This is a genomic window from Caballeronia sp. NK8, from assembly GCF_018408855.1.
In the GTDB taxonomy this organism is placed as follows: Bacteria; Pseudomonadota; Gammaproteobacteria; order Burkholderiales; family Burkholderiaceae; genus Caballeronia.
Window position 1 is genome coordinate 728,886 of record NZ_AP024323.1, and the last position, 22,531, is coordinate 751,416.

Consider the following 22,531-nt stretch of genomic DNA (forward strand, 5'->3'; position numbering starts at 1 on the left):
TCCCCTTCTCGTGCGCGAGGCGGTTCGGTCAGCCCGTCTGCCGGACGCGTCGCGCGTTTTTGCATGGCTGTCATATTCCGCTGGCGAAGCCGTACAATCAATCAACGCCAATATTGAAAGTGTTCTAATTTTTAGAACACTGCGACGCCATGACAGACAATCTGACCGACAGCCGCATCGTCTATTTTTTCGAGGCCGTGCGCTGCGGCACGATTCGCGCGGCGGCCGATTACCTCAACGTCGCACCGTCGGCGGTGAGCCGGCAGATCGGCCTGCTGGAAAAGGAACTCGATGCGGCGCTCGTTGAACGGCACGCGCGCGGCGTCAAGACGACCGAGGCCGGACAATGCGTGATCGAATACTTTCGCGAGCAGCTCGCGCATCGCGACGACCTGCTTTCGCGTCTGGAGGAATTGCGCGGCCTGCGCACGGGTCAGGTCAACATCGTGCTCGGCGAAGGCTTCGTGTCAGACCTTCTGTCGGGGCCGATGCAGCAGTTCTGCAAGCAATACACCGGCATCAAGGTGAATCTCGATCTCGGCGGCACCAACGACGTGATCCGCAAGATTTCCGAGGACGAAGGCGAGATCGGCCTCGTCTACAACCCGCCGCAGGAACCGAAGCTCGTATCGCGCGCGATCAAGCGTCAGCCGATGATGGCGATCGTCGGCGCGAGCTTTCCGCGCAAGGACCGCAAGTCGATGAGCGTGCACGAACTTGCGCACTATCCGCTTGCGGTGACGCATGCTTCATACGGCACGCGGCAGATGTTGCAGGCCGTCGAATACGCGGAGAAGCTGCGGCTCGATCCGGTCGTCACGACGAATTCCATCGCCATACTCAAGCAGTTCGTGAAGTCGGGGCTCGGCATCACGGTGTTGCCCGCGTTCGCGGTGACGAGCGAGATGGAAGCGGGCGAGCTCTTCGCGATCGACATCAATCATCCGATTCTCGCCGATGCCGAAGCGCATCTCGTGACGCGCGCGGGGCGCAGGCTGTCGGTCGCGACGAACAAGATGCTGCAGTTCATGACCGCGCAGATGCGGGCCTTCCGTTAAATCGGATGTCCGCTAACATCATGGTCCGGCTGTCAAACAAGGAGGACACGGCATGATCGACGATACCGACAAGCAGCACCTGATCCGTTGCATCGAACTGGCGCAGGAAGCGCTCGATGACGGCGACGAACCATTCGGCTCGATGCTCGTCGCGAAGGACGGGCGCGTGCTGTTCGAAGACCGCAATCGCGTGAGCGGCGGCGATCACACGCGGCATCCGGAGTTCGCGATCGCGAAATGGGCGGCGGAGAACGTGCCCGAAACCGAGCGCGCGGACGCGGTCGTGTACACGTCCGGCGAACATTGCCCGATGTGTTCGGCGGCGCATGCGTGGGTCGGACTCGGGCGCATCGTCTATGCGGCATCGACGCAACAGTTCATGCGATGGCGCGCCGAACTCGGCGCGCAACCGGGCCGCGTGCGTGCGTTGGCGATTCAGGACGTGATCGCGGATACGGTGGTCGATGGTCCCGTCGAGGAATTTGCGGAGCGTGTGAAAGCGCTGCATGTGGCGCACTATCGCAAGGCGAGCGCTTAGCGGAAGATCGCGCATTCGATCGCCTCTCCCGAGGCGATCGAATGCGGCTATGCGTCCCCTTCCCGCACCGACGACGCATGTCTGCACAGCGCCGTCACTTCCATCGACATATACGGAAACAAGGGCAAACGACTCAACACGTCATGCAAATGCGCGGGACTTTCGACATCGAAGATGCTCACGTTCGCATAACGTCCCGCTACGCGCCACAGATGCCGCCATATGCCTTCGCGCTGCAATTGCTGCGCCATTTCCTTTTCCTGCGCCTTGAGTTCTTCCGCGCGCGCAGACGATAAATCGTGCGGCAGATTGACCGTCATTTCGACATGAAACAGCATGTTCGCTCCGATCAGTTAATCAAACCGCCGCGCGCGCACGCGCCACTTCGGTGCCCGGCACATCGTCGCGTTCGCTGCACAGCGTGAAGTCGAAATCGATCAGCGCGAAGCGCCCTTCTACGCCATACGGCTTGCCTTGCGCGCCTTCGGCTTTCTGCACTTCGGGAACGAGACCATCGCGCGTGGCGAAAGCGAAGTCGTCCCACAGATACGGATCGCCGTCGATATTGATCTGCGTCGTCAGCTTGCGATACCCCGGCGCCGACACGAAGAAGTGAATATGCGCGGGCCGATGGCCATGCCGTCCGAGTTGATCGAGCAATTGCTGCGTCTTGCCGCCGGGCGGCACGCTATAGCCCACGGGCACGACGCTGGTGAACGCGTAATTGCCTTCGCTATCGGTGCGGATCGAGCGGCGCAGGTTGAAGGCGGACTGCGACTTGTCGAAGAACGAGTAATTGCCGAGATGATTGGCATGCCACACTTCGACGAGCGCATTCGCAAGCGGCTTGCCGTCTTTCGTCAGCACGCGCCCGCGCATCACGAGCGTTTCGCCGGGGCTCGTGCCGTCGTCGAGACGCGCGTGTCCGACCGACTCGGGCGCGCCTGCCACATAGAGCGGTCCTTCGATGGTGCGCGGTGTGCCGCCTTCGAGACCGGCTTGCGCTTCCTTTTCATCGAGACGCGCATCGAGGAAATGCTCGAAGCCCAGGCCCGCAGCGAGCAAACCGAACTCGCCGCTCTGCCCCGTTTCGCCGAGATAGTTCAGCGCGGCCCAGAACTCGCCCGGCGTCACGTCGAGGTCTTCGATCGTGTAGAAAAGATCGCGCACGATGCGGTTCACGATCGCTTGCGTGCGCGCGTTGCCGTCGTTCGTGGCGCTATCGTTGATCTTTTGCAGCAGGGCGTCGATGCTTTCTCTGTTCATTTCGATGTCTCCGTGAATCGGTATGTGTGGGATACTGCGGTGATCAGTGCATTGCGACGAACGCGCCGCGCTTCGAATCGCGACGCAGACGTTCGATGCGTTCCCAGTCGAGCGCGATGCCAAGCCCCGGCCCTTGTGGCAGACGAAGCGCGAAGTTTTCATAGCGCAACGGTTCGATGAGAATGTCTTCGGTCAGCAGCAACGGCCCGAAAAGCTCCGTGCCCCAACGCATCTCGCCGAAGGTGCTGAATAACTGCGCGGATGCCATCGTGCCGATCGCGCCTTCGAGCATCGTGCCGCCGTAGAGATCGATGTGCGCGGCCCGCGCGATCGCTGCGACGCTCGCCGCGCTCGTCAAGCCACCCGATTGCGCGATCTTCACGGCGAAAACATGCGCCGCGCGCGTGCTGGCGAGCGCGAAGGCATCGCCTGGGCCGTGCAGCGCTTCATCGGCCATGATGGGCACGTGCGCGAGCTTCGTGAGGCGCGCGAGTCCCGCGTGATCGTTGGCTGCGACAGGCTGTTCGATCAGGCCGACGCCCGCATCCGCGAAACGCCTGGCGGCCCATACGGCGTCGCTTTCGCTCCATGCCTGGTTGACGTCCACGCGCACTTCGCCGCGATCGCCGAGCGCCCGCTTGATCGCGATCACATGCGCGACGTCGTCCGCCAACGCGCGCGCGCCGATCTTCAGCTTGAACACGCGATGCCTGCGCCGGTCGAGCATCTGCTCCGCCTCGTCGATATCGCGGCCTGTGTCGCCGCTCGCAAGCGTCCATGCGACATCGACGCGATCCATCACGCGTCCGCCGAACAGCTCCGACAGCGGCACGTTCAGTCGCTGCGCCTGTGCATCGAAGAGCGCGGTTTCGAGCGCGCATTTCGCGAAGCGATTGCCTTGAAAGCAATCGCGCATTTTGGCCACCGCCGCGCCCGGGCGGCTCGCGTCCATGCCTTTGAGCAAGGGCGCGAAATACGTATCGATGTTGGTCTTGATGCTCTCGGGGCTTTCCTCGCCATAAGCGAGTCCGCCGATGGTCGTGCCTTCGCCGCATCCGACGATGCCGTCCGTGCAGGTCACGCGCACGATCACGAGCGTCTGGCAGTTCATGGTGGCGACCGACAGGCGGTGCGGGCGAATCGTCGGCACGTCGACGAGCATCGTTTCTATCTTTTCGATGCCGATGAAGGGGAATGGCACGGCTTGCGTCTCCGTTTCGTTGTGTCTGCAACGAAATTAAACGACGCGCTTATATCGGTCAAATCAATCATATATGGCGAAGTGCATCCATAAGATTGATTCTACGAGGCGATGAAACAAGCGAAAAAGCCCGGCGGGGAAAGCTCCCAGCCGGGTCAAAACACGCCCTCGGATTTATTTTTTAGAAGTTATGCCGTATGCCGAGCGTCACAGACAATTGTCGATCGCTGTTCGAATTCGGCAGATTGGGAATCTGCGCGTAATTCGCCGGCCCACCTGTCGCCGGATCGATGCCGAGGCCCGCGCCTACCGCCTTCTGCATGATCGCGACGCCATACAGCGCCGTGCGCTTGGACAGCGCGTAATTCGCACCGAGGTTCACCTGATGAAAGCGCGTCGATGAAGATCCATCCGGCTTTGCATTGTTATAGATATAGGCGAGCCCGAGTTGCAGGAACGGCGTGGCCGCGTAGGTCAGATTCACTTCACCGATATCGAACGCGATATCGCGGCCTTGCGGATTCGCGCTGTCCGCGAAGAACAGGCTATGCTCCAGGCGGCTATGCGTGTAAGTCAGCGCGATGGTCGCCGGTCCGATCGCATACGATACACCCGCGCCATACGCTTTCAATGCCTCCGCGTTCTGCAACTGACAATAGAGCGCAGTCGGATTGGAGCAGGCGAAATCGCCGATATAGCCGTTGGTACCGCCCAAAGCCGCATCGAGCGGATTGTGCAGGTTCAGATAACCCGCGCTGATGGAAACGGGCAATCGCGTATAAGCCGCGGCGATCGAATAGCCGCGCCGTTGACTGAAATCACCGGCCACGCCGCCGAGACTGTACGTGCCGCCTAGCGAGAAACCATTCCAGTCCGGGCTCGTGTATTTGATCGAGTTGTTGAAGTTGAACGCTTCGTTCAGATTGTCGACGTCGCCGATGTGCGAGCCATACAGCGTCGCCCACGAGTTGCTCGACACGTAAAGTCCGAGGAAATCCGAATACGAATCGTACTGACGCCCGAACGACAAGGTGCCGTATTGCTCGTGACCCAGCCCAACCCAGGCCTGACGGTTGAATTGCGCTCCGCCCTGAACAAAGCCGCCGGTGCCCGTATAGAAGCTGTTTTCCAGATTGAACTTCGCCTGCAGTCCGCCGCCGAGATCTTCGACGCCGAGCAAGCCGAAACGCGAAGGCACGAGATTGCCGCCCGAGAACGCAAAGTTATGCCCCGAGCCGACGCTGCCGTCGGCATTGGTGAATTGCTGATTCGTCGTGTAGGTCAGCCCCGCATCGACGGTTCCGTACAGCGTCACCGTGCTTTGCGCCGATGCGCTCGCGCACACCGCAAGTGCCGCCGTCGACACGAGCTGCCGCGCGATCGTTTTGGTTGTCATGCGAGCGTCCTCACGCGTAGTTGATCAGCACCGACTTGGTTTCGGTGTACATGTCGATCACCGCGCGTCCGAGTTCGCGCCCGAACCCCGATTGCTTGAAGCCGCCGAAGGGCATCGCGTTGTCGAGCAGCGAATGGCAGTTGACCCAGACCGTGCCCGCCTTGATGCGCGGCACGAGCTTGTGAATCGCCGAAAGATCGTTCGACCAAATGCTTGCGCCGAGTCCGTACGGCGTATCGTTCGCCTTCGCGACCACGTTGTCGATATCGTTGAACGGCATCGCGACGAGCACCGGCCCGAAGATTTCCTCGCGCACGACCTTCATCGAATGATCGGTGTCGACCAGCACGGTGGGCTTCACGAAGAATCCCGCGCCTTCCTTGCGCGCACCGCCCGCGATCGCGCGCGCGCCTTCATCGCGTCCCGCCTCGATATAACCGAGCACGCGATCCATCTGCCTTGCCGAGATGAGCGGCCCGATCTGCGTCGATGCATCGAGGCCCGGTCCCATCGGCAGCGATTGCGCGATGGCCGCAACGCGTTCCATCACGCGATCGAATACTTTGTCGTGAACATAGACGCGCGAGCCCGCCGTGCACACCTGTCCCGAATTGAAGAAGATTGCATTGGCGACGCCTTCCGCAGCCTTGTCGATATCGACATCGGGCAGCACGATCACCGGCGACTTGCCGCCCAGTTCGAGCGACATGCGCGTCATGTTGTCGAGCGCCGCATGGCCGATCGCCTTGCCCGTCGGCGTCGAACCGGTAAAGGCGATCTTGTCGATGCCGGGATGGCGCGCGAGCGCCGCGCCCGCCGTGCGGCCGAGACCCGTCACGACATTCACGACACCCTTCTCGATGCCCGCCTCTTCGATCAGCATCGCAAGCCGCAATGCGGAGAGCGGCGTATCTTCGGCTGGCTTGAGCACGACGGTGCAACCCGTGGCGAGCGCGGGCGCGAGTTTCCACGACGCCATCAGCAGCGGGAAATTCCACGGAATGATTGCGCCGACGACACCTACCGCTTCCTTGCGCGTATAGCCGAAGAAAGCATTCGACGGGCTATACGGAATCGATGCGTCGAGCGTGCTGCCTTCGATCTTCGTCGCCCAGCCCGCCATATACCGGAAGCATTGCGCGGCCATCGACACATCCAGCCCTTGCGCGACCGTGACCGGCTTGCCGTTGTCGAGTGATTCGATTTCCGCGAGCTCGCGCGCATTCGCTTCGATCAGATCGGCGACGCGCAATAAGAGGCGCTCGCGATCGGTCGGCTTCATGCGCGACCATGCGGAGTCGTCGAAGGCCCGGCGCGCGGCGAGCACGGCACGATCCACATCGGTTTCATCGGCGCTCGGCACGCGTGCGAGCAGTTCGCCATCGGCGGGATTGATGACGTCGAGCGTCGCGCCGCTGGTGCTTTGCACCCATGCGCCGTCGATCAACATCTTCTGCGCCGACGCAAGAAACGCGCGCGTCGAATCGAGCATCGAAAGATGCTGGCTGTTATTCATCTTGTGTCTCCTAGTAGTGTTCCGGGACGGCGTTCACGCCGTTCTCCTGCAATTCCTTCACGAGCTTCGTGCGGGTGCGCGCGACATCGGTCAGCGCGGGACGGCGATGCGCCGCGATTTCATCGGCTGTATAAGGCTTGAACGATGCAGGCCGGGAGCGCTCGTTCATCGTGGCGAGCAGCCAGTTCAGGACGTTCGCGAGTTCGGCATCGCTCAATGCGGAATTGGCCGCGCCGGGCACGCGCATCACGAACTGACGCCCCTCCGGCAACGAGACGAAGTGACCGAGCGATTCGCGCAAGGCCGGCACCTTGCCGGGTATGCCCGAACCATTGGCGGTATGGCATCCCATGCAGTTGAGCACCCAATCCTGACGCGCGCGCGCCGCGTCGTATTCCTGCGCCTGCGATGCCCCCGCCGTGCACAGCGCGGCGAGCATCGCGGCGGCGATGACCGCGCGCGGCTTCATAGCCCGAGACCCTTCACGACCGCGTCGCGCCGCTGATGCACGGTGGTCTGGTCGAGCGGCCCAGCGCGCCAGGCCTTGACCTCGGCCACGTCGAAGGGCTTGGCCGAACCATGCTGCGCGTTCAGATCGAACACGACATAGTTCAGCACGTCGGCGATCTCTTCATCGGAGAGCGATGCGAAGCTCGGCATCTTGAAGTTGTAGTTCTTCTCCTTGACCTTGATCGGACCGAACATGCCGTACATCACGGTATGCCCGAGTTGCGCGCGGCCATCGGGCGAACCTGCGTACTTGCCCGGATACTCGACGAGCGGCGGCGCAAGGCCGTCCATGCCCTTGCCGCCCGCCTGATGGCAGACGGCGCACTTGCCGTCGAAGGTCGACTTGCCGCCGGGATAATGCACCGCTTGCGCGAACGCCTGAGTCCCGAGACTCATCGCGCCGGCGGCGAGCGCCGCCATCAATACACGTGCCGTCTTCATTGCGTTGCCGCTCCCAACAGAACCGAAACCGAGCAGTGGTAATTCGAATTGCTGTTCGCCATGCACCAGTTGATGTCGTTATTGAGCGACAGCTTGTAGAGCGGCTTCTCGCGTTCGTTGCGATTACAGAAGCAGCGGCCGCAAGTCGTCTTGCCACAGCAGTCGTTGTACGACACGATGTAGTCCGACCCGTCGTGCGGATTGCGGCAGGTGCCGATCCACGTGATCGGCGAAGGCGTCGTGCCCGGTGGGCAGCTGCTCGACGTGCCGCCGCAGCAACTGCAAAGCCAGCCGTCGATCGCGCAATACTTCCAGTAGTCGCAGCTCGTCGGATCGTCGCTTGCCGATGAACCGGGCTTCTTCGGTTCCGTCGCATACGCGGTGCGGTCCACCGGCAGCAGCGGCACCATCGCCGATCCGACCAATACCTTGCCGAGCTTCGCCATTGCGCTGCGCCGCGAGCTGCGCTGTGCAACGCCGCGCGCCTTATGTTCGAAGAATGAATCCAGCCATTTCATGGACGCTCACCTGTAGGAATGAATGATTTATCGGCGTCTTCAGGCGTGCTGCCCGACTTGGCCTTCATGGTCGTGATGCGCGTGATCGTCGTGCTTGCCGTGGACAAACTCCTGCAGCGAAGCGACACCGCGCTCCTTGGCTTCGAACAGGCTTTCCAGATGTTCACGCGTATTCACGAGACCCTTCGCGCGCACCTTGCCCTCTTCGTCGAGCAGGACCGCATAAGGCAGCTTGCCAATCTGATAGGAGAGCCCGAGCTCTTGCGACAGCACATACGGGTATTGCGAAAGACCGGCCTTGCGATAGAAGGCGGCGTGTTCTTCGAAATCGCCATCGCTTGCCAGCACGATGTCGGTTGCGCCTTCGCGCGCCTGGATCGACGGCAGCAAGGGCAGCAGCTTTTTGCACACGGGGCACGACGGCGAAAGGAAGAAGACCAGCGTGTTGCGCTTCGAATTCGACAGGCCGCCTACCTTCACGGCGCGGCCAGCGATATCGCCGAGTTCGAAGACCGGTGCAATGGCGCCGACTGCCGGGCCCTTGTCGATCATGAGTGCGCCCGCGGGCATCATGCGTTCATACAGAATGCCGACTTGGCGAACGAGTGCGAGACAGATCGCGCCGAGCGCGAGCAGAGCGGCCCACGAAAGCGCGGCCGAAATCATCAAAGCGGTTTGCATCATGAATTCCTCAGAGAATCGAGCTTGGGAAGATTGACGAGCAGCACGTCGAGCGTGAACCACGCGGCGACGGCGAAGAGCGTGCAGGCGCCTGCGCTCAGATAGTCGAAGCCGATGAGCGCGCGGCCGGTCGCGGGAACGAGCGCGGCGGCGGCGAGCGCGGCGAGCATGGCGGCGCGCGCGACGTGCCACCAGCCGATCGACTTCGGCGTGCGGTCCGATGCGCGCGCGGCAGCGATGAAGCCCGAGCAGCCGCAATCGATATCGGTATGGCCGCGCAGCACGTTGAATGCGAGCGCCGCGCCGAACAGCGTGAACAACGCGATCAGCACGATTGCCGCGGCCATGCGCGTTTCGGCGAACAGCAAGCCGATCGCACCCGCGGTTTCCAGTGCCGGAAACACGAGGGACAACGGCTTCACCGCGAACGACGGCAGCAGCGCGAACGCTTCGAGCGAGGCGCGAAAGCGCGCCGGCTCGCGCCACTTGGGCAACGCGCTCGCGAGCGCGATGATCGTCGCGGACGCGATGCACACCATGAGAATGACGGGATCGATCATCGCGTCACCTCAGGGATTGAGCAGCAGCGTCGACGTCGAGCCGAGTTGCTTTTCGACATGCTGACGCTTGCCGGTCATCGCATCCAGCACGACGAGATCGGAGGTCGGCGTGAGGCCGTAGAAGAGCGGCTTGTCGTCGGTGCTGACCTGAATCGAGAGCAGCGGATCGATCTTCTGCTTGGCGAGATCCCAGCGAGCGACGCGCTTTTTGCTCTGCGTGTCATAGACCCAGATTTCCGTGCCCGGGTCCTTGTGCGAGCCGTCCGCGCCCTTGTGCATCGCTACATACAGACGATGGCTCTTCACATGCAGCGCGGTCTGTTGCAGGCCGCCCGGACGCCAGCCGGCCTTGCGCTCCTGATCGCTGAGCAGCGACCAGGATGTGCCGAATACCGGCGCATCGCCCGAGAAGTCGGCCGTACGGACGTTGCCGTTGAAGGTCGTGAACAGATACGTGTTGCCGTCGCGCACGGCATTGATGAACGCCGGATCCTTGTCGACGTCGATGAACGCGTCCGAGAGCTTGCGGCTCGCTTCCTTGCCAGTTGCATCGAGCTTGACGGTGAGCGCCTTGCCGCTTTCGCACAGCGAGGAGAAGCGGTCATTGCCGCTCGGATAGGCGAGCACGCAGCCGTCCATATCGATTTCGCCGACGACCTTCTTCGCGGCCGTATCGATCACCGTGACCGAAGTCGACGGCGTGATGTTGGACACATAAAGACGGCTGCCATCTTCCGAAAGAATCGTGAGGTAAGGCGTCGGCACGGTCTGAGCGTGCTTGGACGGAATCACGATTTCGCCGGTTACGTCGAGCGTGGTGTTGTCGATGATCTCGACCACGTCGGTGCGCGTGCCATGGCCGCCGCGGGCGAAATACGTCGTCGCGACATAGCCCGTCTTGTGATCGGGCGAGATCGTGAAGCCCGGCGCGAAGCCGGCGTCGATCTGGCCGATGAAGCGCTTCGTGTCGCCATCAAAGACGTGCACGCGTGCATCGGTCATGCTCGAGAACGCCACGTCGGTCACGAACACGCGATGCGGGTTGAACGGCGGCACCTTCGCCACCGTCAGTTCTTCCGGCTTTTCGGCCGCGCCTGCGTGCGACTGACACGCAAGCAGTCCATACAATACAGCCCCCATAGCGGCGGCCAGCCGTCTCAGCTTCATCTCTGCTCCTCCTTAGTTATCGTCGAGTGGACTCTAAAGATGACAATAAAAAAGAGCACTTCGTAACCGGCAGCGCGTACGTGCCGAAATGGAGCATTCGAAAGGGAGCCGACAGAGACGCGCCCGATACGCGTACAAACCCGCATATCGAGCCGATATGACGGTTCAGCCGCGTCAATGCGGCTTGAAAGTATTCAGGGAAAGGGAATGCGCCTCGCGCTATCGCGCGCGCTGCGTTTGAGAGGGAAGCTCGCCGAACAGGCTTTTGTAATCGCTGGCGAAGTGACCGAGATTGGCAAATCCCCAACGCATCGCGGCTTCACGCACCGGGACTTCGCCTTGCGATGTCGTCGTCAAAAGCCGCCTTACTTGCGCAAGACGCACGGCCCGCAGATAACTGACCGGATTCATCTGCGCGACGGATTGAAAGCTGTTTTGAATGGTACGGCGGCTGACGCGCAGCTTTTCACACAAATCCAGAACCGAAATCGGCTGCTCAGGACTTGCCAGCACGAGATCATGCGCGCGTCGCACGACGTCGGCCCGGCATGCGTACGTGAGGCGATCCTCACGTGTGGGGACATGAAACGTCAGCAGATCCAGAAGGCTTTCCGTCACCGTCTGCGTGAAACGATGCGCGCCATCGTCACCAATAAACGGATTGGAGTCGGACAGCACCGTTTCGACCGCCGCGATGATGCGCTTTCCCGCGCGTGCGCCAGCGGCGCCCGGGATGCTCAGTACATGGCGGTTGAAGAGTTCGTCCTGGATATCGACGCCCGCCGCATCCGCCGCCGCTGCCAGCAGACTCGATTCGACGGCGACGCCCAGCATCGACATATCGGGCGGCGAATGCAAAAGGAACTCTCTGGAACCAGGCGCGACGACGAGCGCGTTCTCGTCGACTCTCACGCCCTGAAACGAGAATGGCGCGCCACCGCCGAGCACGAGCCCGAACGTGACGAAACCCGCGGGAAGTTGTCCGCGCTGAACGATGCGAACGTTCGCCGATTCCTGAAAGACCTGTACGCCCGCTACCGAAACCTGCTTCACCGTGCTGCGAAAAGCGCCTTCGCCAACCTGGTCATAGCGTTGATCCCAGCCCGTCAGCGCGTGCGCGTGGCGGTCGGCATCCTCAAAGGTTTGATAATTGGCGTACATGCCCTCCTCCTGCTACTTGCGTCGCCATTGATGCGATCGCTTATAAATATTCGCTTTTTTGGCGTCAAGCTTTGTGATTGTTCTCGCTTGTTGTTTGTCGCGCAATGCTAGGAATGCACGATTGAAAAATACGCGCGGGCATGCGTTGTGCGTGAAAACGCTCGCATCAACTTCAGACATTACATTAGATCTCGCCGCAAACGCCCGCTCGCGCCGGCCTCCGACACAGTCTGCGTTCATCCATCCCGCACGGCAAATCAGTCAAAAGTCGAAACGTCGATAAAGCGCGCTGATGCGATTTCAAATTTGCCGCACTGATAGGCGCATCCCTTTTCGGCGAATTTGACGCAGTGATCTGTCGCATCGACACTGCCTCCCAAGCGAAGCCTTTCGAAAGCATCGACAGACACCCCACTCCTTCCTAGCGAGCCCACATGTCTTCCGTTCACTCCTCGACCTCCGCGGACCGCGTGGCCGTCACCCAGGACCGCGCGCTGAACCGGATCGTGGTCGCCTCCGTCGCGGGCAACGCGATGGAGTGGTACGACTTCTTTGTCTACGGCACGGCGGCCGCGCTGGTGTTCGGCCAGCTCTTCTTTCCGGCCAATGCGGACCCGCTCGTCGGCACGCTCGGCGCATTTGCGGCGTTCGCGATGGGCTTCGTCGCGCGTCCGCTCGGCGGCGTCGTGTTCGGGCATATCGGCGATCGCTATGGACGGCGCGCATCGCTCGTATGGACGCTGCTCATCATGGGCTTTGCGACCTTCGGCATCGGCCTGTTGCCGACTTACGATCACGTTGGACTGTGGGCGCCGGCCGCGCTCGTCGGATTGCGCCTTCTGCAAGGCGTAGCCTCGGGCGGCGAATGGGGCGGCGGCGTTCTGATGATCAGCGAAAGCGCGCCGCCCGAGAAACGCGGCTATTACGCGGCATGGAGCCAGCTCGGCGTGGGCGGCGGCTTCGTGCTGTCTTCGGGCGCATTTCTCGCCGTGCAGGCATTACCGCACGATCAGTTCATTTCTTGGGGCTGGCGACTGCCGTTTCTCGCGAGCATCCTGATCTTCGCGCTCGGCGTGTATATCCGCCATAACCTGCCGGAGAGTCGTGACTTCGCGAATGCGGAACGCGCGGGCAAGACTTCGCATATGCCGGTGATCGAAGTCATCAAGCGTCATCCGAAAGAAATCCTCATGGCGATGGGACTGCGTGTCGCCGAAAACGGCGGTGCATATATCTTTCTCGCGTTCTCGCTCGTCTATGGCAAGTTCGCGGGCATCGCCAACTCGACGATGCTCACCGGCGTGATGATCGCGATGGTCGTCGAAATGGCGGCGATGCTTCTCTGGGGCAAGTTATCCGATCGCATCGGACGCAAGCCGGTATATATGATCGGCGCGGTGTCGCTCGCGTTCATGGCGTTTCCGTTCTTCTGGCTGCTCAATACGCATTCCACCCCGCTCATCTGGCTCGCGCTCGTGCTCGGCACGGCCGTGTGTCATGGCGCGATGATCGGCACGCTGCCCTCGCTCGTCGGCGAGCTGTTCAGCACCGAAGTGCGTTACTCGGGTGTCGCGCTGGGCCATGAAGTCGCGTCGATCTTCGCGGGCGGATTGTCTCCGCTGATCGCCACGGCGTTGCTCGTGCACTATCACACGTACTGGCCGGTATCGGTATTCCTGATCGGACTCGCCCTCGTCACGGTCGTCACGCTGAAGTACACGCACGAAACGCGCGGCAAGTAACGCGCGCCCTCTTCTATCCCGTATTCGACTCGCATTCGCGCGGCACCGGGCCGCGCGAATGCCTGCGCACGTCCAGAAACCAGGGAGTCACCAAGCACCATGAAACCAAGCAACAAACGCTATACGTATGAGTGGTATGTCGTCGTGATCTGCATGCTGGCCTATGTTTTCTCGTTCATCGACCGCCAGGTGCTCGCACTCATGATCGAGCCGATCAAGCGCGACCTGCAGCTCACCGATACGCAATTCAGTCTTCTGCATGGATTCGCGTTCTCGCTGTTCTATGCGGTGATGGGTATGCCGATCGCCTATCTCGCCGACCGTTTCGCGCGCCCGCGCATCATCGCGACGGGCATCGCACTGTGGAGCATCGCGACGGCGGCGTGCGGGCTGAGCCAGAGTTTCGTGCATATGTTCGTTTCACGCATGAGCGTCGGCGTGGGTGAGGCCGCGCTCTCGCCCGGAACCTATTCGATGCTCGCGGATTTCTTTCCGAAGGAAAAAATGGGGCGCGCGATCGGCATTTATTCGCTCGGCTCGTTCATCGGCGGCGGCATTGCGTTTCTCGTCGGCGGTTATGTGATTGCGCTGCTCAAGCACGCGAGCGTCTTCACTTTGCCGATCATCGGCGAGTTGCGTGCGTGGCAAGTCACGTTCTTCATCGTCGGCTTGCCGGGTCTGCTGGTCGCATTCCTCTTCATGCTCACCGTGCGCGATCCCGCGCGCAAAGGACTCGCGCAAGACGGCACGGGCCAGGTCAAACGCGTTGCAATGGGCGATGCGCTGCGTTTCATCGCCAGCCACCGGAAGACGTTCTTCTGTCATTACATCGGCTTTTCCTTCTATGCGATGGGCCTCTATTGCCTGATGAGCTGGACACCCGCGTTCTATATGCGCCGCTTCGGCCTCACGCCGGTGGAAACGGGCTATATGCTCGGCATCGTGATGCTCGTCGCCAATACGACAGGCGTCTTCTGCGGCGGCTGGCTCAACGACTGGCTGCTGCGCCGTGGCCGCGGCGATGCACCCATGCGCGCGGCCTGGATTGGCGCTGCGTGCATGCTCGTGCCGGCGATCGCGTTCACGCAGACGACGAGCCTTAACGCATCCCTGGCGTGGCTCGTCGCCGCGATGTTCTTCGCATCGTTCCCGCTTCCGACTTCCGCCGCCGCCATGCAGGCGCTCGCGCCCAATCAGATGCGCGCGCAAGTCTCCGCGATGTTCCTGCTCGTGTCGAATCTGATCGGGCTCGGGCTGGGCACGACACTCGTCGCGGTCATCACGGACAAGGTATTCGGCTCGCCGCTCGCAGTCGGCCATTCCATGGCGATCATCAATGCTGTGGCGATCGTGCTTGCGGCAGTGCTGCTCTTCGTCGGCTGCAAACAGTATCGGTCGAGTCTCGAACGCGAAGCGCGTGAAGCACGCCTCACGCTCGATGCGCCAGACACGCGCGCGAGCCTGCCCTCAGGCGCGACAGCGACGACAGCAACGACAGCGTGAAGATATCCATCCAATTGATGTGACTCGCACTTTTTAATCTATTTTGCTTATCCGACAAGGGACGCTACGCTCATTGCATCGTCCCTTCGAAAACACTGGAAAGGCATCATGCAAGCTCAAATCTTCAAAGTTCGCGTCGACGCGTTGCGCGAGGAAGCACACGGCGTCCGGTCATTCAGCATCTCGCGTCTCGATGGCCGGCCGTTCGACGCTTACACGCCCGGCGCGCATATCGACGTAACGAGTCCCTCGGGCATCACGCGCCAATATTCGCTGTGCGGTGATCCGGCGCGCCGCGACTCGCATGTCTTCGCGGTCAAGAAAGAAGAACAGTCGCGCGGCGGTTCACGCTCGCTGCATGACGAAGTCAGCGTCGGCTGCGAATTGTCGATAGGCGCGCCGCGCAATCTGTTCCAGCTCGAAGAAGGCGCGAGCGAGCATATTCTTGTCGGCGCGGGCATCGGCATCACGCCTCTGCTTTCGATGGCCTATCGTCTGGTCGCGATCGGTGCGCCCTTCACACTGCATTATTTCGCGCGCAGCGAAACGCATGCGGCGTTTCTCCCGCTCCTCGCGCGCGCTCCATTCGACAAGCACGTCAAGCTGCATTTCGGTATCGAACGCGAAGCGCTTACCGATGAACTCGAAGTCTGTCTGCGCGATGCGAGCAAGGACGCGCACGTCTACACGTGTGGTCCTGCGCCCTTCATGGATGTCGTGGTGGACACGGCAAAGAAGCGCCTGCCTGCCGACTCCATACATCTCGAACGCTTCAAGGCCGAACCGCAGGCGCAGACGGAAACGTCGCTCGAAACGTTCGACGTACGGCTCGCCAGCAGCGGGCAGACCGTGCGCGTCGATGCTTCGACGTCGATCGTCGACGCGCTCGCATCGATCGGCATCGAAGTGGATACGTCATGCGGCGAAGGCGTGTGCGGCACCTGCATGGTCGATGTCGTGAGCGGCGAGCCCGAGCATCGCGATCATTGTCTGAGCAAGGCCGAACGCGCGAGCAACAGCGTGATCTGCTGCTGCGTGTCCCGTTCGCGCTCGCCGGTGCTCGTGCTCGACCTCTGAACTCACAGCTTGTCGAATCCCGCGAGGATATCGGTCATGAGGCCGCGCATCCACGCGATGCCTTCGTCTTCGTGAAAGTGCTCGTGCCAGTGCATCGTCACGGCGGCTTTGGGCAATTGAACCGGCAACGCATAGATGCGAAACGCGTCGTTGCGATTGAGGATATGCGCGAGCCGCTCCGGCAATGTCGCGAACAGATCCGTCACCGCGAGCACGCCGGGCACCGCCACGAAGTGCGGCAACGCGAGCGCGATATTGCGGCCGACGCCTTGCGCGCGCAAGGCGTCATCGAGCGCATGGTGACTATGTTCGAGTGAGCGCACCTGCACATGCGACGCCGCAAGGAATTCATCGAGTTTCAAGGTTTCACCGGCGGGCAAGCCATCGCGCTTTCTCGTCATGCACACATACGCTTCCTCGAAAAGCAGCGCGTGCCGCGTGCGCGGCAAAAGCGACGGCAAATTGCCGATTGCAAAATCCAACCGGCTCGAACGCAACGCCTCTTCCATCTCCTCCACGGGCAGCGGCTCCACCAGCAGTTTCACGCGCGGCGCGGCTTCATGCAGCGCCTGGCAGATCGCGGGCAAATACGCCATTTCCCCCGCATCCGAAAGAGAGAGACGAAACGTACGATTGCTCGTGGATGCGTCGAAGCGTTCGGCGAAGCGCAATGCTTCACGCACCGTATCGAGCGCGCGTCCGACGATCTCGGCAAGCTCCAGCGCAACCGGCGTGGGCTGCATGCCCGCGCGCGTGCGAATGAAGAGCGTGTCATCGAAAAGCGTGCGCAGACGGCCGAGCGAATAGCTCACAGCGGGCTGCGAAAGCGCGAGCCGTTCGCCGGCCTTGGTGAGGCTGCGTTCTTCCACGATCGCCTGAAACACGCGCAGCAGATTGAGATCGACATGGTCGAGGGATGTCATCGGGGCACTCTCAAGATATCGGCGGCATTTATCGACCAACCGTTTTTTAATCGATTTGACGCATGATCGTCGCAAAGCGAGACTGATGTCAACGAGGGGATGCGCCGATCTTCATTGCCGTCCTCTTGGCCGATCAACCTCACCCCACACCGAACGATGAGTACGCCGACTACCCAAATCATCGATACCAGCGCGCTCGGCAAGCGCGCGCAAGCCGACCGCATCGCGCCGTCTCTCTACTACGATGCCGATCTCTTCGAAGCCGAGCTCGAACGCATTTTCTATAAGACGTGGATCTGGGTCGCGCATGAAAGCGAATTGCCGAAGCCCGGCGATTTCGTCACGACGACCATCGGCCGCCAGCCGGTGATCGTCGTGCGCGACAAGACCGGCGCGGTGCACGTGCTGCAGAACCGCTGCCGCCATCGCGGCGCCACCGTGTGCGAGGAACACAAGGGCAATGCGAAGGGCTTTACGTGCCCCTATCACAGCTGGTCTTACGCGCTCGACGGCACGCTGCGCGCATTGCCTTACGGCGACGGTTACGAAGGCGTCTGCGAGAAAGGCGATTTGCCGCTGAAGAAACTGCGCGTCGGGATTTATCAGGGTTTGATCTTTGCGAGCTTCGACGAAGCAATCGAACCGCTCGAAGATTTTCTCGGCGGCGCGAAGCCGTGGATCGATCTGTTCATGAAACAGGGCGCGGGTTATCCGATCAAAGCCAACGGCGAGCACAAGTTCAAGTTCAAGGGCAACTGGAAAATCCAGCTCGAAAACACCACCGATCTCTATCACTTCCCCGTCGTGCACAAGTCGTGGATGAAGTCGATCGACGATGAAACCGCTGCGGTCATCACGAGCTTCATGACGAGCGACCAAGCCTTCTGCCGCTCGCTCGGCAATGGTCATAGCCTGGCGGTGCTGGTGCCCGAGATCGTCGATCTCGACAAGGACGACGGCGCGCCCTTGCCCGAACGTTTCAACGAGCTGGCCGCCACGCTCGCCGAGAAACATACGCCCGATGAAGTACGCCGCATCGTGCGCTCGCTGATGGGCGTGGGCTTCAATCTGAACCTCTTTCCGAACCTCGCGCTCTCGATGGCGTTCTTCCGCGTGCTGCGTCCCATCTCGGCCGAGGAAACGGAGATTCGCCACGTCGTGCTCGCAATGGACGGCGGACCGGAAGAAGCGAATCGCGTGCGCCTGCGCATTCACGAGCATTTCCAGGGTCCATTCGGTTTCGGCAGCCCAGACGACGCCGAAGCGTGGGAACGCGTGCAGCGCGGCTCGCACGCCGGTCCCGATGTGCCGATTCTCGTGAACCGCGGCCTGAACCGTGAAACGACCGCAGCGAACGGAGAAAAGACCGCGCACGCCACGGATGAAACCGGCATGCGTGAAGCCTACAGGCAATGGGCCGCAATGATGGAGAAAGCATGATGGACGATCGCAACGCACTCTTCTCGCAACAAACGTTCGCGCGGGCGATCGAATTCATCTGGCGCGAAGCCGAATTGCTGGACCGCCGCGACTATCGCGCATGGCTCGACTTATGGGAGCCATCCGGCTTCTATGTCGTGCCGATCGATCCCGCAGCGACCGACTTCGCCGCCACGCTGAACTACGCCTATGACGATCAGCACATGCGCGAATTGCGCGTGCAGCGCATGACGTCCGGCTATTCCGCGTCCGCATCGGATGCGGCGCGCACGGTACGCACCGTGTCGCGCTTTACGCTGTCGAGCGACAGCGCCGATGTGGTGGAAGTGAAGTCGGCGCAGGTCATCGTCGCGTACAAGCGCGGCGTGTCGACGATCTTCGCCGCCGATCTCACGCACAAGATCAGCATGGCGAGCGGCGAACCGAAGCTCGTCGAAAAGGTCATTCGCCTGATCGATTCGACCGAAGCGCTGAGCGCGATCGGCTTCCTGCTTTGATGAGCGCGTACGCATCGGTGCATGCGCGCCGATGAGTAGTTACCGGTCGATCACGCGCCATGCGACAAGGGCAAAGCGAAGCAACATTCGAGACCGCCGCTCGTGGCGCGTTGCGCCCAGATGCGCCCTTCGTGGCGCGACACGATGTTCTTGCACAACGACAAGCCTATGCCATTGCCGCCCGCCTTCGACGAAGAAAAACCGTCGAAGAGGCGTTCGAGCGCATGGTCGGGCACGCCCGGTCCGTTGTCGGTCACATGCAGTTCCGCCGCCTCGCCGTTCATCGCCGTGGCAAGCGTGACGATGCCTGTCGATGGCTTCGCCCCGCTCAACGCCTCGACCGCGTTGAACGCCAGATTGAGCATGACCTGACCGATAAGCACGCGCTCACACCGTATCGGCAACGCCTCGGGCCATTGCTCGATCCTGACCGTCACGCCCTCGTCCCGTGCGCGCAGTTGAATGAAGTACGCAACGTCCGCGAGTATGTCGCGAAGATCGGCCTGTGCTTCGACGGGTTCGCGCTTCACGATGAACTCGCGCACGCTCTTGATGATATGCGCCGCATGCTCGGCCTGACGATCGGCCGCGCGCAGTCCCCAGATCGCGCTCTCGGTCGAATCGGGCTGCGCGAGCCGCTGAATCGCGCCTTCGATGAAATTGCGCACGGCCGCAAGCGGCTGGCTCAACTCATGCGCAATCGCCATCGCCATTTCGCCCATCGCGTTATTGCGGCCTGCATATTCCAGCATGCGCGCTTCGTTGCGGCGCGCATCTTCGATCGCGACTTCATCGCTGATATCGCGGAAATGCACCAGCGTGCCATCCTCGATATCGATGCGCCTGCACGTGATGCGCAACCATCGCTTCATGCCGTCGCGGCGCGTGATCGCATAGCGTTGCGCGGGCGCCGAATGCTGGCGCGTCGCGCTGCGCAACTGCGCGATCAGCCGGTCTCGGTCCGCTCTCGTGCAATAGTCCAGCGCGACGCCGAGCGGTGCATCGCTTGCGACACCCAGCACGCGCCGTCCCGATTCGCTGATGAAACTCACCTTGCCGCGCGGCGTCAGCACGGCAACACCTTCGCCCAGATCCTGCATGTATTCGCGCAGGCGCGCTTCATAGCGCCGCAGTTTCTGGCGCATCGCCTCTTCCGCGCTGATATCGCGGAACTGCACCATGACCACTGCGCGCCCGGCGAGCGGCACGTAGGTGGCGATTGCCTCGGACAGCATGTCGGCGCCCGCGCGCGAGCGATAACACCATTCATAGCTTTGCGGGCCCTCGGTGATCGAGCGGTCCATCGCGTTAACCGCGATTTCGCGGCGATATCTGATGTCGTCGCGCGTCATGTCGTGCGCCTTGAGCGGCAGCATTTCTTCCACCGAAAAGCCGAGCGCGGCGCACGCGGCGCGATTCGCCCACACGATGGCCTTCGTCTGCGCATCGTGCAGAAGCACGCATTGCGTCAATGCGTCGAGCAGGCGGCGGAAATCGTCTTCGGCAGGAAAGTTCATGTCGCGGTGCGAGGAAAACATGATTGCAACGCTAACCATAGCATCGGCGCGCGCCACGCGCCCCTAAAGATTTCTTTGGAGAACCAGGGTGCTTCACTGAATCACGCGCACGTCATCCCAATTGTCCTGGCTTTTTTGCGTTTCTAGACTGGCATCAACGTGAGCAGTTCGAAAGCGCGCTCGCCCATCCCTATGAGTCATACGACCGAACAAGGAGACGTCCCCATGTCAGCTTCCGCGGCTGCCGTCGCTATTCGCGACGATCTTTGCAATCAGGACGATGCCCTGACGCTCGACGATGTGATCGCCGAAATCGTTCAGCGTCGCGAGGAATTCGACCGGCTCTCGCACGTACCGCGCGATGTCATCGCCAAGCTCAAGCGCGCCGGCATCTATCGCGCGGCGACGCCGAAGCGCTTCGGCGGCGACGCGCGCGCGCCCGGCGAATTTCTCGCGATGATCGAGCGCATCGCGATCGCCGACGGCTCCGCCGCGTGGGTTGCGAGCTTCGGTTCGGCCAATCTCTATCTCGCCGCCTTGCCGCTCGCGACGCAGGCCGCGATCTATGCGGACGGCCCCGATCAGGTCTTCGCGGGCGGACTGTTCCCCGTGCAGAACGCGCAACCTGCCAATGGCGGGTATCGCGTGAACGGCACCTGGAAGTTCGCGAGTGGCTGCAAGGGCGCGGACTGGCTCGGTGTCGGCATCGGCACGGGCAAGCCGGGCGAAGCGCCGGGCAAGCCGCGCACCGCGGTGTTTCGTCCCGCGCAGGTTGAGATCGTCGAGAACTGGAACGTGGTCGGCATGCAGGGCACGGGCAGTCACGACCTGCGCGTTACCGATCAGTTCGTGGCGGAAGACTGGACCTTCGTGCGCGGCGGCGCATCGACTGTCGATGAACCGCTCTATCGCTATCCGACGATCGCTTATGCCGCGCAAGTGCTCGCCGTCGTGAATCTGGGACTGGCGCGCGCCGCGCTCGACGTTGCGAATCACATGGCGGGCGGCCGCAAGACGACGACCGGCGCGCCGCAACTCGCCGATCGCGCCTATTACCGCATCGAGCTTGCCAAAGCGGAGGCGCAGTTACGCTCGGCGCGTGCGTTCTTTTATGAGTCGACCGATAGCGTCTGGCAGTCGATTCTCGCGGGCAATGAAGTCACGCCCGATCAGGTCAGTCTGTTGCGTCTTTCCGCGACGCAGATCGCACGTGAAGGCGCGGACGTCGTGAATCGCGCCTATCGGCTGGGTGGCACCATGGCGATCTATCGCACGCATCCGCTGCAACGCCTGATGCGCGATGCGATGGTCGTCACGCAGCACGCCTTCCTCGGCGAAGGCAACTACGACGGCGCGGGCGCGGTGTTCGTCGGCGTGCCGCCGATTCCCGGCTATCTCTGATCCACTTTCATCGAATCACAAGAGGACTAACGCTTCATGACCGATAACCGAAACCTGCCCCTGCGCGTGCTGTTCTGCTGCGGCGTGACCCAGAACTTCTTCGACTTGCCGCGCGAACAGATCGGCGAAGTATGGCAAGCCTACGGCAAGATGCTTGCCGCCGTCGAAGCCATGGAGAACGTGCGCGTGCTGGGCGTGATGGACGATGATCGACTCGTCGTCGGCCAGTCCGATGGCGCGCCGTGGACCTTCTACATCATGGCCGATGTCGCGGACTTCGATACCGCCACCGCCGTGTGCAATCTTTATCGCACGACGCCGGTTGGCCCGTACAACCTGTGGCGCTATGGAAAGATCGAAGCGCGCGTCGGACGTGCGTTGACCGTTCCGCCCGCCACGGCCAATCACGCATGACGCC

The 22,531-nt window shown here is 61.8% G+C and carries 23 protein-coding genes; 9 read left to right on the forward strand and 14 right to left on the reverse strand.

Features of this window, described 5'->3' with window-relative positions:
* The first annotated feature begins 149 nt into the window (after nucleotides 1-149).
* Nucleotides 150-1,058 carry a LysR family transcriptional regulator gene (locus NK8_RS18015; RefSeq protein WP_213230346.1) on the forward strand — a complete coding sequence of 303 codons (909 nt, stop codon included), beginning with the start codon at nucleotides 150-152 and terminating at the stop codon, nucleotides 1,056-1,058.
* 52 nt (nucleotides 1,059-1,110) lie between these two features.
* A complete protein-coding gene (locus tag NK8_RS18020) occupies nucleotides 1,111-1,596 on the forward strand; it encodes a nucleoside deaminase (protein WP_213230348.1) in 486 nt (161 codons plus the stop codon).
* A 47-nt stretch (nucleotides 1,597-1,643) separates the two neighbouring features.
* Here the strand turns inward: NK8_RS18020 and catC are convergent, their stop codons facing one another.
* From catC to NK8_RS18080, 12 genes are all read right to left on the reverse strand, one after another.
* Complete coding sequence (gene catC / locus NK8_RS18025; protein WP_213230350.1) at nucleotides 1,644-1,934, reverse strand: muconolactone Delta-isomerase; 291 nt, start codon at nucleotides 1,932-1,934, stop codon at nucleotides 1,644-1,646.
* 19 nt (nucleotides 1,935-1,953) lie between these two features.
* On the reverse strand, nucleotides 1,954-2,862 hold the full coding sequence (catA, locus tag NK8_RS18030; RefSeq protein WP_213230352.1) for a catechol 1,2-dioxygenase: 909 nt from the start codon (nucleotides 2,860-2,862) through the stop codon (nucleotides 1,954-1,956).
* Nucleotides 2,863-2,905: 43 nt separating this feature from the next.
* On the reverse strand, nucleotides 2,906-4,024 hold the full coding sequence (locus NK8_RS18035) for a muconate/chloromuconate family cycloisomerase (RefSeq protein WP_213230407.1): 1,119 nt from the start codon (nucleotides 4,022-4,024) through the stop codon (nucleotides 2,906-2,908).
* A 220-nt stretch (nucleotides 4,025-4,244) separates the two neighbouring features.
* The gene (locus NK8_RS18040; protein WP_213230353.1) at nucleotides 4,245-5,459 is read right to left on the reverse strand and encodes a porin; all 1,215 of its coding nucleotides are present in this window, start codon (nucleotides 5,457-5,459) and stop codon (nucleotides 4,245-4,247) included.
* A 10-nt stretch (nucleotides 5,460-5,469) separates the two neighbouring features.
* On the reverse strand, nucleotides 5,470-6,975 hold the full coding sequence (locus NK8_RS18045) for an aldehyde dehydrogenase family protein (RefSeq protein WP_213230354.1): 1,506 nt from the start codon (nucleotides 6,973-6,975) through the stop codon (nucleotides 5,470-5,472).
* A gap of 10 nt (nucleotides 6,976-6,985) precedes the next feature.
* The gene (locus NK8_RS18050) at nucleotides 6,986-7,444 is read right to left on the reverse strand and encodes a cytochrome c (protein WP_162067450.1); all 459 of its coding nucleotides are present in this window, start codon (nucleotides 7,442-7,444) and stop codon (nucleotides 6,986-6,988) included.
* The gene (locus tag NK8_RS18055; protein ID WP_225936352.1) at nucleotides 7,441-7,905 is read right to left on the reverse strand and encodes a cytochrome c; all 465 of its coding nucleotides are present in this window, start codon (nucleotides 7,903-7,905) and stop codon (nucleotides 7,441-7,443) included. The genes NK8_RS18050 and NK8_RS18055 overlap by 4 nt, the downstream gene beginning before the upstream one ends.
* A gap of 17 nt (nucleotides 7,906-7,922) precedes the next feature.
* Entirely contained in the window at nucleotides 7,923-8,444 is a 522-nt protein-coding gene (locus NK8_RS18060; RefSeq protein WP_162067452.1) for a methylamine dehydrogenase light chain, read from the reverse strand.
* Between the two features lie 39 nt (nucleotides 8,445-8,483).
* The gene (gene mauD, locus NK8_RS18065; RefSeq protein WP_061174789.1) at nucleotides 8,484-9,128 is read right to left on the reverse strand and encodes a methylamine dehydrogenase accessory protein MauD; all 645 of its coding nucleotides are present in this window, start codon (nucleotides 9,126-9,128) and stop codon (nucleotides 8,484-8,486) included.
* Nucleotides 9,125-9,685, reverse strand: a complete 561-nt coding sequence (locus tag NK8_RS18070) for a MauE/DoxX family redox-associated membrane protein (protein ID WP_213230356.1) — start codon at nucleotides 9,683-9,685, stop codon at nucleotides 9,125-9,127. Before NK8_RS18070 ends, mauD begins: the two co-directional genes overlap by 4 nt.
* Nucleotides 9,686-9,694: 9 nt before the next feature.
* Nucleotides 9,695-10,825, reverse strand: coding sequence for an amine dehydrogenase large subunit (locus NK8_RS18075; protein ID WP_225936353.1), 1,131 nt, complete (start codon nucleotides 10,823-10,825; stop codon nucleotides 9,695-9,697).
* A gap of 246 nt (nucleotides 10,826-11,071) precedes the next feature.
* Nucleotides 11,072-12,013 carry a helix-turn-helix domain-containing protein gene (locus tag NK8_RS18080; RefSeq protein ID WP_162067455.1) on the reverse strand — a complete coding sequence of 314 codons (942 nt, stop codon included), beginning with the start codon at nucleotides 12,011-12,013 and terminating at the stop codon, nucleotides 11,072-11,074.
* 434 nt (nucleotides 12,014-12,447) lie between these two features.
* Between NK8_RS18080 and NK8_RS18085 the strand changes: the two genes are divergently transcribed.
* From NK8_RS18085 to NK8_RS18095, 3 genes are all read left to right on the forward strand, one after another.
* Nucleotides 12,448-13,755: an MFS transporter gene (locus tag NK8_RS18085; protein ID WP_213230359.1), complete on the forward strand. Its 1,308-nt coding sequence runs from the start codon at nucleotides 12,448-12,450 to the stop codon at nucleotides 13,753-13,755.
* Between the two features lie 99 nt (nucleotides 13,756-13,854).
* Nucleotides 13,855-15,258 (forward strand): MFS transporter, encoded by a 1,404-nt coding sequence (locus tag NK8_RS18090; RefSeq protein WP_213230361.1) that lies wholly within the window; start codon nucleotides 13,855-13,857, stop codon nucleotides 15,256-15,258.
* Between the two features lie 108 nt (nucleotides 15,259-15,366).
* Nucleotides 15,367-16,335, forward strand: a complete 969-nt coding sequence (locus NK8_RS18095) for a PDR/VanB family oxidoreductase (RefSeq protein ID WP_213230363.1) — start codon at nucleotides 15,367-15,369, stop codon at nucleotides 16,333-16,335.
* A gap of 2 nt (nucleotides 16,336-16,337) precedes the next feature.
* Here NK8_RS18095 and NK8_RS18100 read toward each other — a convergent pair whose 3' ends face one another.
* Complete coding sequence (locus NK8_RS18100) at nucleotides 16,338-17,258, reverse strand: LysR family transcriptional regulator (RefSeq protein ID WP_213230364.1); 921 nt, start codon at nucleotides 17,256-17,258, stop codon at nucleotides 16,338-16,340.
* Between the two features lie 156 nt (nucleotides 17,259-17,414).
* On the opposite strand from NK8_RS18100, the gene NK8_RS18105 reads away from it, so the two are divergent.
* The gene (locus tag NK8_RS18105; protein WP_213228707.1) at nucleotides 17,415-18,698 is read left to right on the forward strand and encodes a Rieske 2Fe-2S domain-containing protein; all 1,284 of its coding nucleotides are present in this window, start codon (nucleotides 17,415-17,417) and stop codon (nucleotides 18,696-18,698) included.
* Entirely contained in the window at nucleotides 18,695-19,195 is a 501-nt protein-coding gene (locus NK8_RS18110; RefSeq protein WP_061174966.1) for an aromatic-ring-hydroxylating dioxygenase subunit beta, read from the forward strand. The genes NK8_RS18105 and NK8_RS18110 overlap by 4 nt, the downstream gene beginning before the upstream one ends.
* A 50-nt stretch (nucleotides 19,196-19,245) precedes the next feature.
* Here the strand turns inward: NK8_RS18110 and NK8_RS18115 are convergent, their stop codons facing one another.
* Nucleotides 19,246-20,712 carry an ATP-binding protein gene (locus NK8_RS18115; RefSeq protein ID WP_213228709.1) on the reverse strand — a complete coding sequence of 489 codons (1,467 nt, stop codon included), beginning with the start codon at nucleotides 20,710-20,712 and terminating at the stop codon, nucleotides 19,246-19,248.
* A 225-nt stretch (nucleotides 20,713-20,937) separates the two neighbouring features.
* Here NK8_RS18115 and NK8_RS18120 point away from each other — a divergent pair, with 225 nt between their 5' ends.
* Both NK8_RS18120 and NK8_RS18125 read left to right on the forward strand, forming a co-directional pair.
* Nucleotides 20,938-22,113 carry an acyl-CoA dehydrogenase family protein gene (locus tag NK8_RS18120; RefSeq protein ID WP_213228711.1) on the forward strand — a complete coding sequence of 392 codons (1,176 nt, stop codon included), beginning with the start codon at nucleotides 20,938-20,940 and terminating at the stop codon, nucleotides 22,111-22,113.
* A gap of 36 nt (nucleotides 22,114-22,149) precedes the next feature.
* Nucleotides 22,150-22,527, forward strand: a complete 378-nt coding sequence (locus NK8_RS18125; protein ID WP_162067464.1) for a hypothetical protein — start codon at nucleotides 22,150-22,152, stop codon at nucleotides 22,525-22,527.
* The last annotated feature ends 4 nt before the right edge of the window (nucleotides 22,528-22,531 follow it).